This window comes from Proteus appendicitidis (assembly GCF_030271835.1).
GTDB classification, from domain to species: domain Bacteria; phylum Pseudomonadota; class Gammaproteobacteria; order Enterobacterales; family Enterobacteriaceae; genus Proteus; species Proteus appendicitidis.
The window spans coordinates 34637-50540 of sequence record NZ_CP127389.1; the positions used below are offsets into that span (position 1 = coordinate 34637).

A 15904-nucleotide genomic window follows, 5' to 3' on the forward strand; every position below is an offset into this window, starting at 1 on the left:
ACAGCCAAAAGCATCCATAAAACCTAATTTATATTGATTGAATTGATGTTTTACACTGCATGCCATAGTATTAAATATAAATTTATTAGCCTATTATCCATTAATTGGCAGGGTATGCATGAAAAAACCAGCATTTATTATCACATTAGATACCGAAGGCGATAATCTTTGGGAAAATGAATGTGATATCACGACTAAAAATACGCACTTTCTACCCCGTTTTCAGCAACTTTGCGAGCATTTTCATTTTAAACCCGTTTGGTTAACAAACTATGAAATGGTAATGGATGATGCTTATATTGAGTTTGCTCGTGATGTTATTGCTCGTAATACGGGCGAAATTGGTATGCACTTGCATGCATGGAATAGCCCACCACTCGTGCCTTTAACCAATAATGATTTACATCATCAGCCTTATTTAATTGAATACCCTAAAGATCAAATGCGAGAAAAAATCGCGTTAATGACCCACTTGCTAGAAGATAAACTACAAACAAAAATGTTAAGTCATCGAGCTGGTCGTTGGGCATTTAATGAGATTTATGCACAGCTTTTAGTTGAATTTGGTTATCAAGTTGATTGTTCTGTAACACCTAAAGTGGATTGGCGTTTTACTAAAGGTGATCCCGCGCAATCAGGTGGAACAAATTACACTGATTTTCCAAGTCATGCTTACTTTATGGATCTAGAGGATATTACTAAAGTAGGAAATTCAACGTTGCTAGAAGTGCCGATGAGCATTCAATATAAGCACTCACCTTTAATGAACAAATTTAAGCAAGGTTATGACAAATTAAGAGGTAAGCAACGAGCGCCTTCAGTAAATTGGTTACGCCCTAAAGGTGGTAATGCACAGCAAATGATTGACGTTGCTGAAAAATCATTAGCTCAAGGTCACTCTCATATTGAATTTATGCTGCACTCATCAGAATTTATGCCGGGTGGTAGTCCCACATTCCGCACAGAAAAAGATATTGAAGGGCTATATAACGATTTGGAAACGCTATTTAGTTTCTTAAAAGATAAAGTGCAGGGCATGACGTTGGCTGAGTATTATCAAAGTAAGGTGCAGGCAAAATAAGATGAAGTTGAAAAAATTAAAATGGGTACATAACTTCTTAAATATCTATAACCCACTTTTTGGCAAGATGAAAAAAACGGATATGTTTTCATCAGATATTCAATTTAACAGTATTCTTATTTTTTCAACAACAGCGCTGGGGGATTTTATGTTTAATACCCCAGCGATAAGAGCGATCCGTGCGCATTATCCAGATGCTCATATCACATTAGTTTCGAGTGAGAAAAATAGGTTATTAGTTGAAAACTATGACCAAATAGACAGTGTGATTTATTGGGATAATAAAATAAAAAACTTACTTCCTATTGCCTTACAGGCAAAAAAGTATAAGCCTGAATTAGCCGTAATTTTACATTCTCATCTCCCTTATGATGTGCTATTCGCAGTAATGGCAGGTTGCCAGTATATTTTGCGTAATACTTTTCATGAACTTCCTAAGTGGTTTACAAAATGGATTGTTGCTGATCATAACACCACACCAGTACATCTTGTTCAAAGTAAATTAGATCTCGTCAGTCATTTAGGCATCACAAATGTAAGCACTGATATGGAGATCCCTTGTAAGATAAAGTTATTACCAAAAGTAGAATATAAAGTCATTGGCTTTCAGATGGGGACGTCAACGCCAGAACGGAGATGGGCTGTCTCTCATTTTGTCGAGTTAGCTCAACAATTAATTAACAGTGATAATTCATTGATAATTAAATTAATTGGAGCACCTCATGAGCAAAATTTATCTGATGAGTTTTTCAAATTACTTCCTGTTAATTATCACAAAAATATAGAAAACTTAGTAGGTAAAACATCATTACCTGACCTATTAAGCCATATCAATATGATGAACGTATTAGTGACTGGTGATACAGGACCTTTACATCTAGCGATTACATTAAAACGACCAACAGTGAGTTTATTTGTCACCGCAAATCCTTGTTCAACAGGTCCTTATCAAGATCTTGAGCTACATACCGTCATTAAGAAAGAGCCTCTCTGTTGTGAAACTCCAGAGCTGATCATGGATGTAATTACGGTTGATGAAGTCTTTAATGCGGTAAATAAAACCCTAAAAAGCGAATAACCTTTTAGGGTTTATAAGACTACATATCAAGAAGGCTAAATATTTGCTGTGGTTTTATCTCCCCAATATCCCCACCATCCGCTTTTATAGCGGTTTGTGCCTTACCGTAACCGCCAATTAAACCGGGATCGGTAGGGCCAAATAAGGTGATATTCGGTTTATCTAAGGCTGCGGTTAAGTGGCTTAACCCTGTATCCACAGAAACCACAGTTTTTGCACCCGCAATCACTTGAGCAACCTCCGCGAGCGACATTTTTGGCAACACATCAACATAGTCAAAATCTTTGGCTAGGCGGATAGCGCGTTGATGTTCATGCTCTGCGCCCCAAGGTAACTTAATGCGCAATCCTGAATCAGCAAGTAGGGCGATTAATTCTCGCCAATGAGATTCTGGCCAGTGTTTTTCATCACGAGTTGTTGCGTGTAAGAATACCAAATAAGGGCGTTCATCAAAGGATGGAAGAGAGAGAAAATGCTGTGCAATCCCATAATCACCTTGAGATTGTGGAATGGGGTAATTTAAGCTTAAGGCAAACAGCTGGCGAATTCGCTCAACGGCGTGCATTTTTTTACTAACATCGTGGCGAATATCGTAGAAAAAACTGGCTAAAGGTTCACGGGCGCTTTGACGAGAATAACCGTGTTTAGTGCCTTTGGCGTATCGAGTTACCAAAAATGCACTTTTTAGTAAACCTTGTGCATCAATAACCGCATCGTAATGATGTGTTTGGATCGTTTGACGAAATTGCGCACGCTCAGCACGAATAGGTGCACTAAACCAATTTTTACGCCAACGGCGTATTGCCACTGGAATAACGGTATCAACAGCTTGGTGCCAGCTTGGAATTTGTGCAAAACCTTCTTCAACAGCCCAGTCAAAACGGATATCAGGATATACATTTATTGCATCAGTTAATGCTGGCAAGGTGTGTAAAACATCCCCCATGGAAGAGGTTTTAACAATTAATACCCGCTTCACGCAGATGGCTCCGTTGACAGTAAATTTTCTAATTCAGCAAAAACCTTCTCTGGCTGAATATCAATTAAGCTTTGGTGATAGCCTTGCTCCGCATCCCCTTTACGCACTTTGTGATAACCGGTAATTAAACGGATCACTCGTGCTTTGTGGGATAACGGTGGCGTAAAATCAGGGCTACTTGGACCATAAAGAGCGACTAATGGGCGCTCTAAGGCGGCTGCCACATGCATTAAACCAGAATCGTTGCTGATGATGGCTTTACAAGATGCAATCAAATTAACCGCTTGTTCAAGACTGGTTTCACCAGCCAGATTAAAACAGGCTTCGCGGGCTTCTGGCGTTAAGGCTTGTTTTATCTCTTCACCGGCTTCTTTATCTTTTTGAGAGCCAAAAAGGAAAATCTGATAACCCTGCTCAGCAATTAATTTTTGTGCTAAAGCCGCATAATGATAATGAGGCCAACGTTTTGCAGGGCCAAATTCGGCACCGGGGCAAAAACCAATGGCAGGGCGCTGTGTCGATAATGAAAATTGAGCTAATGTGGTAGAAATATCATTTTCAGTAACTGATAACTTAGGCCAAAGCAAAGGTTGAGGTAAATCTGTCGCTTTTTGGACTTTTTGCTTGTCATAAGCCAAAGCCACATAGCGTTCAACCATTAAAGGAAATGCGTTTTTATCTAAAGGGCGTAAATCATTTAATAAGCCGTAACGCATTTCGCCACGCCAGCCTGTACGCTTAGGAATATCTGCAAAGAAAGGGACTAATGCAGATTTAAACGAGTTAGGTAATACATAAGCGTGCGTGTAACCATTCTCTCTTAATTGTTTTCCTAAACGACGGCGTTCACCAATCGCTAACGCACCATGACCTAGTGGCATAGGAATGGCATTATCAACTTCTGGCATTTTTTCGAGTAATGGACGGCACCATGCTGGTGCCATCACATCAATGGTTGCCGCAGGATGTAATGCTTTCAATGTACGATAAAGACTTTGAGACATCATCATGTCCCCGACCCATGAAGGTCCTACCACAAAGATTTTCATAAACAGCGATTATTTACCTTGATTTAACCATTGCATATAAAGCTCGACGCCTTCGGCAACCGTTTTAAATGGTGCGGTATAACCTGCTTTACGTAAGTTTGTGAGATCTGCTTGTGTAAAGGCTTGATAGCGACCTTTCAATTTTTCTGGGAACTCAATATGTTCGATAGAGAGATCTTTATCTTTATGATGTGCAATAACGGCATCAGCAACAGCTTGGAATGATTCAGCACGACCTGTACCACAGTTAAAAATTCCCGATACATTATTACGCCAGAACCATAAATTAACCGCAGCCACGTCACCGACATAAATAAAGTCACGTTGGAAGGTTTCGCTGCCTTCAAATAATTTTGGATTTTGACCAGCATTTACTTGGTTATTTAAATGGAATGCCACACTTGCCATACCGCCTTTATGTCCTTCACGAGGGCCATAAACATTAAAATAACGGAAGCCACAAATCATCGAATCTGCTTCAGGTAAAATTTGGCGCACATATTCATCGAATAAGAATTTTGAATAACCGTAGACATTTAAAGGTGCTTCGTATTTTCTATCTTCGATAAAATTATCAGTACGACCGCCATAAGTGGCAGCAGAAGAGGCATATAAGAAAGGAATTTTACGCTCAAGGCAAAAATGGAGTAGCTCTTTAGAATATTGATAGTTGTTATCCATCATATATTTGCCATCCCACTCGGTGGTAGAAGAGCAAGCACCTTCATGGAAAACCGCATCAATATCACCAAAATCATCACCAGCAACAATGCTGGCAATAAAATCTTCTTTATCCATGTAATCGGTAATATTTAGATCGACCAAATTCACGAACTTGGTGCCATCTTTAAGGTTATCAACAACTAAAATATCAGTATAACCTTCATCATTTAATGCTTTAACAATATTGCTGCCGATAAAACCTGCACCGCCCGTGACGATAATCATGTGGCTACCCCTTCATATAAAAATCTAAAAATTAGCTCTAGGTCTATAATAACACTGAACAGCGTTAACGGTAGTATTCATCACGGAATAACAGGCTGAAATTCTCGAAAAACACAGTGTGTATTAGTGATCTTAATTACATAAATAACATTATTTATTTACATTTGTCGTTTTTAATAGAACAAAGGAATAGAATAAGAAACAATAACGGCTACATTATAATCAAAAATGTATGTTACCTCTTTTCGCCCTGCAGTCTTAGGAGAAAGTATGTCTACCCACTCTTTCTATCAACAAATTAATCAACAACTCGAACAAACTCGTCAAGATGGCCTCTTTAAAAATGAGCGCATCATCACTTCTTCACAAAGCGCAGATATTGCTGTTGCTGATGGAAGCCATGTTATTAACTTCTGTGCTAATAACTATCTCGGTTTAGCCAATCATCCCAAACTGATTGAAGCGGCAAAAGCAGGAATGGATAGCCATGGTTTTGGTATGGCGTCTGTGCGTTTTATTTGTGGTACTCAAGATTCACATAAAGTATTAGAAAATAAAATTGCTGAATTTTTAGGTATGGAAGATGCCATTTTGTATTCATCTTGCTTTGATGCCAATGGTGGATTATTTGAAACATTAATGGGGCCGGAAGATGCGATTATTTCTGATGCCTTAAATCATGCTTCTATTATTGATGGTGTACGTTTATGTAAAGCAAAACGCTATCGCTACGCGAATAACAATATGGCTGAACTGCGTACACAACTTGAAAAAGCCAAAGCAGAGAATGCTCGCCATATTATGATCGCCACTGATGGCGTATTTTCTATGGATGGTGTGATTGCCGATCTCAAATCTATCTGTGATTTAGCGGATGAATTCGGTGCATTAGTGATGGTCGATGATTCGCATGCCGTGGGTTTTGTGGGTGAACAAGGTCGCGGAACTCATGAGTATTGTGATGTGATGGACAGAATCGACATTATCACGGGCACTTTAGGTAAAGCATTAGGCGGTGCATCGGGTGGTTATACCGCTGCACGTAAAGAAGTGGTTGAGTGGTTACGTCAGCGTTCTCGTCCTTATTTATTCTCTAACTCGTTAGCGCCTGCGATTGTTTCTGCTTCTATTGCTGTTTTAGATATGCTGAAAACCGGTGATGAAATACGCGCTCGTTTATGGCGTAACGCTTCGCTTTTCCGTGAAAAAATGAGTGCAGCGGGTTTTACATTGGCTGGTGCGGATCACGCTATTATTCCGGTGATGTTAGGCGATGCGAAATTAGCCCAAGAGTTTGCAACACGCTTACTTGATGAAGGGATTTATGTCACTGGGTTCTTCTATCCTGTTGTACCTCAAGGGCAAGCACGTATTCGTACACAAATGTCAGCAGCACACACAACTGAACAAATTGAGCGTGCAGTGGCAGCATTTATCAAAATTGGCAAAGAACTTAATGTGATTGCATAAGGTTACTCTATGAAAGCATTGTCAAAATTAAAAGCACAAGAAGGTATTTGGATGACTGATGTTCCAGTACCTGAACTTGGTCATAACGATGTGATGATCAAAATTCGTAAAACAGCAATTTGTGGCACTGATGTTCATATTTATAACTGGGATGAGTGGTCACAAAAAACAATTCCTGTTCCTATGGTTGTGGGTCATGAATATATCGGCGAAATTGTTGCGATAGGACAAGAAGTGAAAGGTTTTAATATTGGTGATCGCGTTTCTGGTGAAGGGCATATCACTTGTGGTCATTGTCGTAATTGTCGTGGTGGTCGTACGCATTTATGCCGTAATACCATTGGAGTGGGTGTAAATCGCCCAGGCTGTTTTGCTGAATATCTGGTTATCCCTGCCTTTAATGCCTTTAAAATCCCAGACAATATTCCTGATGAATTAGCCGCTATTTTTGACCCATTTGGTAATGCTGTTCATACCGCGTTATCTTTTGATTTAGTGGGTGAAGATGTGCTGGTTTCTGGTGCTGGTCCCATTGGGATTATGGCTGCGGCAATCTGTAAACATGTGGGTGCGCGCCATGTGGTGATCACGGATGTTAATGAATATCGCCTTGATCTCGCGAAAAAAATGGGAGTAACCAGAGCTGTAAATGTTAGCAAAGAAAACCTAATCGATGTGATGAAAGAATTGGGTATGATCGAAGGTTTTGATGTGGGATTAGAAATGTCAGGCGCACCTCCTGCGTTTCGTACCATGCTTAATACCATGAATCATGGCGGTCGTATTGCGCTTTTAGGTATTCCACCTTCTGATATGGCAATTGATTGGGGACAAGTTATCTTTAAGGGCTTGTTTATTAAAGGTATCTACGGTCGTGAGATGTTCGAAACATGGTACAAGATGGCGACACTTATTCAATCTGGTCTTGATCTCTCTCCGATTATTACGCATCAATTCCCAATTGATGAGTTCCAAAAAGGCTTTGATATCATGCGCTCAGGTCAATCAGGTAAAGTGATTTTAGATTGGCAGTGATAGGTAACAACTAAGCCAAAAAAGAGCCTTAAAAGGCTCTTTTTTGTTGCATTATTTTTCAACTTCGCCGATTTCCTTTGGCGTAGGCGGTATTTTCTTTTTTTCTGAGGAGCTAAACCCGCTTGATAAGGTATTAATCAACGTGCTTTTTTTCATCGAAATAATGGCTTCTTGTGCGGGTTTTAACCAAGACGCAGGTTTTGGCTCTTGTGGCTGTTCTGTTGGTGGTGTGACTTTGGGTGGTTCTGGTTGTATTGGTTTTTCTGTCTGTGGTTTTAATAGAGCACTCGGTGCAACCAGTTGAATATCCGCAGGCAATAAAGGCAACTGTTGCTGTAATGCTCTAACGGTTGAAGGGTGAGGGTGCCCAATCGCAATTGCCGAGCCATTTTTACGCGCTAAAGCAATCGCACGAGCTAACTGTTGGCGAGTTTCAGCTTCGGTTTGTACGTTATCTAAGAAAACATGACGGCGTAAAGAGGGAACACCAGCAGCTTTTGCAGCAATCGCAGCTTGAGTATTACCAATAGTCACGCTATCTAAAAAATAGATGTTTGAGTGATTAAGGGCTTTAATGACTCTATCCATTGCTTGTCTATCGGATGTCATCGCACTACCCATATGGTTATTCATACCGACAGCGTAAGGAACATTACTAATAGCATGCTGAATAATGCGGTTAATTTCAGCCTGATCCATAGACGGTTTTAGGGTATCGCGCTCCAGAGGTTGTTTGCTAATGGGTGCCATTGGCATATGGATCAGAATTTCTCGTCCTTGTGCATGGGCTTTTGTTGCCACTTCTTTACCATGAGGAGAATCAGGCAAAATGGCGATAGAAACAGCTGTAGGAAGTTGTAAAACTTGGTTATCTTCTTTTTTTCGATAACCAAAATCATCAATCACAATGGCTAATTTGGCTGCAAATGCGGGAGTACTCACAACCAGGCTTAGCAACATTAAACTGAGTAGAAAAGAGCGCTTGCGTTGTAATGTGCCAAGTAATTTCAAACCTACCTCCCAAGCCAAGGAACAGGGTTCACTGCTTTTCCTTGACGTCTGATTTCAAAATAGAGTGCTGAACGCTCTTGCCCACCACTGTTACCCACTAAAGCAATAGGTTGACCAGCTTTAACCTGTTGACCAACATTCACTAAAGCACTTTGGTTATAACCATAAAGGCTCATATCACCTTTACCGTGTTCAACCACAACCACTAAACCATAACCTTGAAGCCAGTCAGCTAATAATACTCGTCCATCAGCAATGGCTTTTACTTCTGTACCCTGTGCCGCGGGTATCACAATACCTTTCCAACGTAATTCACCAGAGCCAGAAATAGACTCACCAAAACGGTGTAATAAAGAGCCTCTGATTGGCCAAATTGCTTGCCCGGCTGGTTTACCTAAACCGCCTGTACGTGACATTAATGACTGCTCTTCGGCGGTAGGTTTATAGGTTGAACCGCGTTGTTGGGCTTCACGCTGTTTGGCCGCAATACGTGCCGCTTCTCGGGCTTCACGTTCTGCTCGTGCTTTGGCTTCACGCTCAGCTTGCGCAATTTTATTTCTTAATTGCGCTTCGTTAGCTCGCATCGTCGCTAAGTTTTTCTGATCAGCCTTTAAGGTTGATTCAAGTTGAGTCAGTGTTTTTTGTCGAGCGGCTAAGGCATTATCCAGCTTTTGTTTTTCTTGCTGTTGTTTTGTTAAAGCTTGTTTTTGCTCATTTTGTTTTGCTTGCTGCGCTGCTTTTTCGGCTTCAAGCTCTTTTGAGGTTTGCGCAAGCTCTGCCATTGTTTCTTTCCGCGCATCATTAATATAGCTGTAATACGCTAAAATACGCTCTTCACGCTGACCTTCTTCACCACGAAATAGAAGCTCTATACCTTGGTGCTTACCTTGACGATAAGCTGCATCCATTTGGCGCGCTAATAATTCTTGTTGAGACTGATATTGTTTTTGTAAGCGTGCAATATTGGCGGTAATGGTTTTGATCTCTTTACCCAATGTTTGTAAGCGGTTTTGGGTTTCATGCACAGATCGACCCGCACTAGAGATTTGAGTTTCTTGTGTTTTTAATTGATTAAGAAGGGCTGTACGTTGTTTTTGTTGTTCTTGAACCTGTTTTTCTTTTTCTGCAATCGTAGTTTGTAGATCTTTTAGCTGATTGCGGTTATCCGTTAATGTGTTAGCAAAAACAGGGGATGCAGAAAAGAGAGCGGTGCTAATAAGCAACGTGATTAACGGTAAAGAAAATACACGATAAGACGGATGTGTTTTTTTTTGAAGATCCATTTTCTCTGCCATCTGACCAACGTACCTTTCATAACAGTTTGTAAGATTATTTCATGTCACTAAACAACTGACCAGCTAACACGAAATAAAGCCGAAATTTCAGATAATACCTAATAGGTAATCTATTCAATTAATAACAGATTATAAAGCAATAATAATAGGAGAGAGGAAAAAAGAGGTATTCTGTGTGACAGCGCAATAGAATATCACGCTGTCCACGAGAGAGATTATTCGACGATAGTACCCCAAAGGTCATATTCATCTGCATGTTCAATAAGAACACGCACGATTTGCCCCGGCTCTACATCAAATTGCTCATTGAGGTAAACAGCACCATCAATTTCAGGCGCATCTGCCATACTACGACCAATCGCACCTTCTTCATCCACTTCATCAATCATCACCAGTAACACTTTGCCGATTTTCTCTTGCAGACGTTCGGTCGAAATTTGTTGCTGTAATTGCATAAAGCGATGATAACGTTCTTCTTTCACTTCTTCAGGAACTTGATCCGCCAATTCATTTGCTTTCGCACCATCAACAGGGCTGTATTTAAAGCAACCAACTCTGTCTAAACGTGCTTCGGTGAGGAAATCCAATAGCATTTGGAAATCTTCTTCTGTTTCACCCGGAAAACCAACAATAAAGGTAGAACGTAAGGTTAATTCAGGGCAAATTTCACGCCAGCGTTTTACACGCTCTAGAGTACGCTCAACAGCACCTGGGCGTTTCATCAGTTTTAAGACTTTCGGGCTGGCATGTTGTAATGGAATATCCAAATAAGGCAAAATTTTGCCTTCAGCCATTAAAGGAATGACATCATCAACATGTGGATATGGATAAACATAATGTAAGCGAACCCAAATGCCCAATTTTGCCAGTTGTTCACATAAACTGACCATACTGGTTTTGACAGGCATTCCATCCCAAAAGCCCGTTTGATGTTTAGTATCAACACCATAAGCAGAAGTATCTTGAGAGATAACCAGTAACTCTTTTACGCCCGCATTAACTAATCTTTTAGCTTCACCTAATACTTCACCAATAGGACGACTGTCTAAATCGCCTCGCATCGATGGGATAATGCAGAAAGTACAACGGTGATTACAGCCTTCAGAGATTTTTAAATACGCGTAATGACGAGGCGTTAATTTGACACCCTGTTCAGGAACAAGGCTGAGAAAAGGATTGTGATCAGGTTTTGGCACATAGTGGTGAATATGAGATAAAACTTGCTCATAACTATGAGGCCCTGTGATTTCGAGTACTTTAGGGTGGACTTCACGAATTTGGTTCTCTTTTGCACCTAAACAGCCAGTAACAATGACTTTACCGTTTTCATCGAGTGCTTCACCAATCGCTTCTAGCGATTCTTGTACTGCGCTGTCAATAAACCCACAGGTGTTGACGATGACTAAATCAGCATCATTATAGGTAGGAACAACTTGATAACCTTCTGTACGCAGTTCGGTTAGGATACGTTCAGAGTCCACTAAATTTTTAGGACAACCTAATGAAACGAATCCAATTTTAGGCACTTGATTTGTTTGCGACATGCTCGTGTTCTCAATACTTTTAAATAAATAACAGATAGTTGTTGTATCTCAGACAGGTATAAATCTTACGTAAAATGGGCGATTTTATACGTAAGTAGCCATTATAAGGGATGCTGATTTATTAATAGCTTGCCTGAAGAGGGATCCTGTAGAGTAAAAAGGCAATGCCTTTTTAATTCATCATTTTTCACGGAACTGGCGCTAATGGTACATAAATCCGTCAATAAAAAAAATGATTGTTGAGAAACTTTCCGCAAAAATAGAAAGAGAAACGCAGGAATAGGCTGTAATTGCGCCATGACAAAGGTATACTTTGGCTCTTTGATACTATTTTTAACCAACGAGAGTGATTGCATCCTATGCTGCAAGAAGTAATGCAATTTTTCAACCGGCACACCCTGTTAAGTTTTGTCTGGGTCGCGTTGCTGGTGGCGGTCATTGTATTGACCTTTAAAGGGCTTTTTTCTAAGACGAAAAATATTTCCCGTACAGAAGCGATTTCTTTGATAAACAAAGAGAATGCGGTGTGTGTTGATATCCGTAGCCGTGATGAGTTCCGTAAAGGGCACATCATTGATTCTATCAATTTAACGCCTTCTGAAATCAAAAATAATAATATTGCTGAGCTGGAGAAATATAAATCACAGCCAGTTATTGTTGTGTCACCATCAGGTATTGAAGGTGCAAAACCTGCAGAAAGCCTAACTAAACTCGGTTTTGAAAAAGTCTTTATCTTAAAAGATGGTCTTTCAGGCTGGAGTGGTGAGAATTTACCACTGGCTAAAGGTAAAAAGTAACGAGCGGGCAGATTGAGTTCTATACTTACTGCTATTCAATTAATAAGGATATAAAAAGGTAAGATTATTATGTCAGAACAGCAAAACCAAGAGATGACTTTTCAAATTCAACGTATCTATACAAAAGATATCTCTTTTGAAGCGCCTAATGCCCCACAAGTTTTCCAAAAAGAGTGGCAACCAGAAGTTAAATTAGATCTGGATACTTCTTCTAATACTTTAGCTGAAAACGTCTATGAAGTTATTCTGCGCGTGACTGTAACCGCAACAATGGATAACGAAACTGCATTCCTGTGTGAAGTTCAACAAGCAGGTATCTTTACCGTTGAAGGTATCGAAGGCACTCAACTGGCACATTGCTTAGGTGCATACTGCCCTAACGTTCTGTTCCCTTATGCTCGTGAATGTATCACTAACTTAGTTAGCCGTGGTACTTTCCCACAACTGAACTTAGCACCAGTTAACTTTGATGCGTTGTTTATGAACTATTTACAACAGCAACAAACTGATGCCGCTAATGAAGGGGCTGAAGAAGCTTAATGAACGCTTCTATGACAGTTATCGGTGCCGGTTCATACGGCACCGCTTTAGCGATTACTTTAGCGCGCAATGGTCATGACGTCGTACTTTGGGGTCATGATGCTAAGCATGTTGCTGCGTTAGAGCAAGCCCGCTGTAATCAGGCGTTTCTGCCCGATGTTTCCTTTCCTGATAGTTTATACATGGAAGCTTCTTTGCAAAAAGCAATTGAAGCCAGCCGTAATATTCTGGTTGTGATCCCAAGCCATGTTTTTGGTGATGTATTACAACAGATCAAACCCTTTTTACGTCAGGATGCGCGTGTTGTTTGGGCGACAAAAGGACTTGAGGCACATACTGGTCGCTTATTGCAAGATGTAGCGCGTGAAGTATTAGGTAATGAAATCCCGCTAGCAGTTTTATCAGGTCCTACTTTTGCGAAAGAGCTTGCTGCAGGTCTACCTACTGCGATTTCTGTGGCATCAACGGATAATACGTTCTCTGAAGAGCTTCAACAGCTTTTCCATTGTGGCAAAAGTTTCCGTGTTTATAAAAACCCTGACTTTATCGGTGTGCAATTAGGTGGTGCGGTAAAAAACGTGATTGCGATTGGTGCGGGTATGTCTGATGGTATGGGCTTTGGTGCCAATGCACGTACCGCGCTGATTACCCGAGGTCTTGCTGAAATGAGTCGTTTAGGAAAAGCATTAGGTGCAGATGCAGCAACGTTTATGGGAATGGCAGGGTTAGGTGATTTAGTCTTAACCTGCACTGATAACCAATCTCGTAATCGTCGATTCGGTATGATGCTAGGCCAAGGCTTTGATGTTGATACTGCCCAAGAGAAAATCGGGCAAGTAGTTGAAGGTTATCGTAACACCAAAGAAGTTCGTGCATTAGCAGAACAAGTTGGTGTTGAAATGCCTATCACTGAGCAGATCTACCAGATTTTATATCAGCATAAAGATGCCAAAGAAGCGGCATTATCTTTATTAGGTCGTGCAACGAAAGATGAGATAGACAGTAATCTGTTCTAAGTCTATTTTAGATAGTCAGTTATTTATTTCTGTTTCAAACATAAGAAGCCTAAGTTTTTACTTAGGCTTCAATGTAAAAGAATGAGAGTGAGTATGTCGCTAGAAGAATTAAAAAGAGTCTGGGATCATATTAAAAATGAAGCAAGATGTTTGGCAGATTGCGAGCCAATTTTGGCCAGTTTCTTCCATGCGACATTACTCAAGCATGAAAATTTAGGCAGTGCTTTAAGTTATATGTTGGCGAACAAGCTGGCAACTCAGACAATGCCTGCGATTGCTGTGCGTGAGATTGTTGAAGAAGCATATCGTAGCGATAATTCTATGATTGAATCTGCCGCTTATGATATTTCTGCTGTTCGTTTACGCGATCCTGCTGTTGATAAATACTCCACACCTTTGCTTTATCTAAAAGGTTTTCATGCCTTACAAGCTTACCGTATAGCCCATTGGTTATGGGGGCAAGATCGTAAAGCACTCGCCATTTACCTACAAAACCAGATTTCAGTTACTTTTGGTGTTGATATTCATCCTGCTGCCCGTATTGGTCATGGCATTATGCTCGATCACGCAACAGGTATTGTGATTGGTGAAACGGCTATCGTAGAGAATGATGTTTCTATTTTACAGTCTGTTACCTTAGGGGGAACAGGTAAAACCTGCGGTGATCGTCATCCTAAAGTGCGCGAAGGCGTGATGATTGGTGCCGGTGCTAAAATACTTGGTAATATTGAGATTGGTCGCGGTGCTAAAATTGGTGCGGGATCAGTGGTATTACATGAAGTGCCAGCACATACTACGGTTGCAGGCGTTCCTGCTCGCATTGTGGGTAAACCGACCAGTGACAAGCCTTCACTCGATATGGATCAACACTTTAATGGTGTGGTACCCGGTTTTGAATGTGGTGATGGTATTTAATGGCATTAACCGAAGTCACACTCTCTGAACTTAAGGCTTGTTTACACGCTGAATATATTGGTAATAACAAGCCTTTTAGTTGGATAAGGCTTTTGCACCGTGTTTTTTTCTGCCAACGCTCACGTTATCTATTTTGGTGGCGTGTCGCCCAATTCTTTTATTTCTCTAACCATCGTTTTCTTAAAAAATTAGGCACTCGCATTGGTGCTAACAATAATCGTAAATATTGCAACGATATCTCACTAAGAACACGTATAGGCAAAGGTCTTTCATTACCGCATCCTATCGGGATTGTACTGACTAATTACTGTCAGTTAGGTGAAAACGTGACTTTAATGCAAGGCGTAACAATCGGTGTAAAAGAGAAAGATGGCAAAGCGGATATTCGGGTTGGTGATAACGTTTATATTGGTTGTAACTCATCGATTATTGGCGGAGAGATAGTGGTAGGTGATAATGCCGTGATTGGCGCTCATGCATTGGTGTTGAAAGATGTAGGGGAAGGGTGTCGGTATATTACGAAGGTTGTTGCTGAAATAAAACGACCAGAAATAGATTAAATGACGTTTTAATATCTTTGGATTAAATAAAAAAAAGCGCTTGCTCATTATTAATGAGTAGCGCTTTTTGCATTTCAGTCTCTTAATAATGCACCAGGATAACCTAGTTGACGCCATGCCTCGAAAACTACAACTGCTACAGTATTTGATAGGTTCATACTACGGCTATCTGCAAGCATTGGAACTCTAATTTTCTGTTGTGTTGGCATATTATCCAATACATAAGGTGGCAAGCCACGAGTTTCAGGTCCAAACAGGAGATAATCTCCATCTTGATAGCTCACATTACTATGTGCTGGTGTCCCTTTTGTCGTTAAAGCAAATACACGCGCACCTGTTGGTGATTGTGCATTATCAGGATTTAAACCTTCACTTTCTAAAAAAGCATAGTAATCGTGATGTTGTTTAATATCAGCAAACTCACGATAATCAAGCCCTGCACGACGAAGACGTTTATCATCCCAAGTAAAACCCAATGGTTGGATCAAATGGAGATGAAAGCCTGTGTTAGCACACAGGCGGATAATATTACCCGTATTCGGTGGAATTTCGGGTTCAAATAAGACGATATTGAGCATAAAAAATC

The 15904-nt window shown here is 40.5% G+C and carries 16 protein-coding genes; 9 read left to right on the forward strand and 7 right to left on the reverse strand.

From position 1 onward, the window contains the following. Positions 1–118 precede the first annotated feature (118 nt). Both QQS39_RS00165 and QQS39_RS00170 read left to right on the forward strand, forming a co-directional pair. Complete coding sequence (locus QQS39_RS00165; protein WP_285805167.1) at positions 119–1081, forward strand: polysaccharide deacetylase family protein; 963 nt, start codon at positions 119–121, stop codon at positions 1079–1081. A 1-nt stretch (position 1082) separates the two neighbouring features. Beyond that, entirely contained in the window at positions 1083–2159 is a 1077-nt protein-coding gene (locus tag QQS39_RS00170) for a glycosyltransferase family 9 protein (protein WP_285805168.1), read from the forward strand. Between the two features lie 19 nt (positions 2160–2178). On the opposite strand, the gene rfaC is transcribed toward QQS39_RS00170, so the two are convergent. Genes rfaC through rfaD form a run of 3 tightly spaced genes read right to left on the reverse strand, consistent with a single transcriptional unit; the run spans position 2179 to position 5135 of the window. Then, the gene (gene rfaC, locus QQS39_RS00175; RefSeq protein ID WP_285805169.1) at positions 2179–3138 is read right to left on the reverse strand and encodes a lipopolysaccharide heptosyltransferase RfaC; all 960 of its coding nucleotides are present in this window, start codon (positions 3136–3138) and stop codon (positions 2179–2181) included. Next, positions 3135–4187, reverse strand: a complete 1053-nt coding sequence (rfaF, locus tag QQS39_RS00180) for an ADP-heptose--LPS heptosyltransferase RfaF (RefSeq protein ID WP_196735184.1) — start codon at positions 4185–4187, stop codon at positions 3135–3137. Before rfaF ends, rfaC begins: the two co-directional genes overlap by 4 nt. 9 nt (positions 4188–4196) lie before the next feature. Next, on the reverse strand, positions 4197–5135 hold the full coding sequence (gene rfaD, locus QQS39_RS00185; protein ID WP_151436565.1) for an ADP-glyceromanno-heptose 6-epimerase: 939 nt from the start codon (positions 5133–5135) through the stop codon (positions 4197–4199). 270 nt (positions 5136–5405) lie between these two features. On the opposite strand from rfaD, the gene QQS39_RS00190 reads away from it, so the two are divergent. Further along, positions 5406–6605, forward strand: coding sequence for a glycine C-acetyltransferase (locus tag QQS39_RS00190; RefSeq protein ID WP_285805170.1), 1200 nt, complete (start codon positions 5406–5408; stop codon positions 6603–6605). 9 nt (positions 6606–6614) lie between these two features. Next, entirely contained in the window at positions 6615–7640 is a 1026-nt protein-coding gene (gene tdh, locus QQS39_RS00195; RefSeq protein WP_151436567.1) for an L-threonine 3-dehydrogenase, read from the forward strand. A 51-nt stretch (positions 7641–7691) separates the two neighbouring features. Here tdh and QQS39_RS00200 read toward each other — a convergent pair whose 3' ends face one another. The 3 genes from QQS39_RS00200 to rimO all read right to left on the reverse strand — a co-directional run bounded on the left by QQS39_RS00200 (position 7692) and on the right by rimO (position 11490). Beyond that, entirely contained in the window at positions 7692–8651 is a 960-nt protein-coding gene (locus QQS39_RS00200) for a divergent polysaccharide deacetylase family protein (RefSeq protein WP_285805171.1), read from the reverse strand. 2 nt (positions 8652–8653) lie between these two features. Beyond that, a complete protein-coding gene (envC, locus tag QQS39_RS00205; RefSeq protein ID WP_151436569.1) occupies positions 8654–9946 on the reverse strand; it encodes a murein hydrolase activator EnvC in 1293 nt (430 codons plus the stop codon). A gap of 215 nt (positions 9947–10161) precedes the next feature. Then, entirely contained in the window at positions 10162–11490 is a 1329-nt protein-coding gene (rimO, locus tag QQS39_RS00210) for a 30S ribosomal protein S12 methylthiotransferase RimO (protein WP_285805172.1), read from the reverse strand. A gap of 359 nt (positions 11491–11849) precedes the next feature. On the opposite strand from rimO, the gene QQS39_RS00215 reads away from it, so the two are divergent. From QQS39_RS00215 to QQS39_RS00235, 5 genes are all read left to right on the forward strand, one after another. Then, a complete protein-coding gene (locus tag QQS39_RS00215) occupies positions 11850–12287 on the forward strand; it encodes a rhodanese-like domain-containing protein (protein ID WP_072070515.1) in 438 nt (145 codons plus the stop codon). A gap of 69 nt (positions 12288–12356) precedes the next feature. After that, on the forward strand, positions 12357–12827 hold the full coding sequence (gene secB, locus QQS39_RS00220; RefSeq protein ID WP_006534205.1) for a protein-export chaperone SecB: 471 nt from the start codon (positions 12357–12359) through the stop codon (positions 12825–12827). Beyond that, on the forward strand, positions 12827–13843 hold the full coding sequence (gene gpsA, locus QQS39_RS00225) for an NAD(P)H-dependent glycerol-3-phosphate dehydrogenase (RefSeq protein WP_151436572.1): 1017 nt from the start codon (positions 12827–12829) through the stop codon (positions 13841–13843). Before secB ends, gpsA begins: the two co-directional genes overlap by 1 nt. A gap of 93 nt (positions 13844–13936) precedes the next feature. Further along, positions 13937–14758, forward strand: coding sequence for a serine O-acetyltransferase (gene cysE / locus QQS39_RS00230; RefSeq protein ID WP_036914561.1), 822 nt, complete (start codon positions 13937–13939; stop codon positions 14756–14758). Next, on the forward strand, positions 14758–15318 hold the full coding sequence (locus QQS39_RS00235; RefSeq protein WP_285805173.1) for a serine acetyltransferase: 561 nt from the start codon (positions 14758–14760) through the stop codon (positions 15316–15318). The genes cysE and QQS39_RS00235 overlap by 1 nt, the downstream gene beginning before the upstream one ends. 74 nt (positions 15319–15392) lie before the next feature. Here the strand turns inward: QQS39_RS00235 and trmL are convergent, their stop codons facing one another. Further along, complete coding sequence (trmL, locus tag QQS39_RS00240) at positions 15393–15896, reverse strand: tRNA (uridine(34)/cytosine(34)/5-carboxymethylaminomethyluridine(34)-2'-O)-methyltransferase TrmL (protein WP_036933349.1); 504 nt, start codon at positions 15894–15896, stop codon at positions 15393–15395. Between the last annotated feature and the right edge of the window lie 8 nt (positions 15897–15904).

Coding starts and splice junctions, on each gene's coding strand:
- QQS39_RS00170 (WP_285805168.1), top strand. CDS start 1,083: ATGAAGTTGAAAAAATTAAAATGGGTACATAACTTCTTAAATATCTAT.
- trmL (WP_036933349.1), bottom strand. CDS start 15,896: ATGCTCAATATCGTCTTATTTGAACCCGAAATTCCACCGAATACGGGT.
- rimO (WP_285805172.1), bottom strand. CDS start 11,490: ATGTCGCAAACAAATCAAGTGCCTAAAATTGGATTCGTTTCATTAGGT.
- secB (WP_006534205.1), top strand. CDS start 12,357: ATGTCAGAACAGCAAAACCAAGAGATGACTTTTCAAATTCAACGTATC.
- cysE (WP_036914561.1), top strand. CDS start 13,937: ATGTCGCTAGAAGAATTAAAAAGAGTCTGGGATCATATTAAAAATGAA.
- rfaD (WP_151436565.1), bottom strand. CDS start 5,135: ATGATTATCGTCACGGGCGGTGCAGGTTTTATCGGCAGCAATATTGTT.
- QQS39_RS00235 (WP_285805173.1), top strand. CDS start 14,758: ATGGCATTAACCGAAGTCACACTCTCTGAACTTAAGGCTTGTTTACAC.
- gpsA (WP_151436572.1), top strand. CDS start 12,827: ATGAACGCTTCTATGACAGTTATCGGTGCCGGTTCATACGGCACCGCT.
- QQS39_RS00190 (WP_285805170.1), top strand. CDS start 5,406: ATGTCTACCCACTCTTTCTATCAACAAATTAATCAACAACTCGAACAA.
- QQS39_RS00165 (WP_285805167.1), top strand. CDS start 119: ATGAAAAAACCAGCATTTATTATCACATTAGATACCGAAGGCGATAAT.
- tdh (WP_151436567.1), top strand. CDS start 6,615: ATGAAAGCATTGTCAAAATTAAAAGCACAAGAAGGTATTTGGATGACT.
- envC (WP_151436569.1), bottom strand. CDS start 9,946: ATGGCAGAGAAAATGGATCTTCAAAAAAAAACACATCCGTCTTATCGT.
- rfaF (WP_196735184.1), bottom strand. CDS start 4,187: ATGAAAATCTTTGTGGTAGGACCTTCATGGGTCGGGGACATGATGATG.
- QQS39_RS00215 (WP_072070515.1), top strand. CDS start 11,850: ATGCTGCAAGAAGTAATGCAATTTTTCAACCGGCACACCCTGTTAAGT.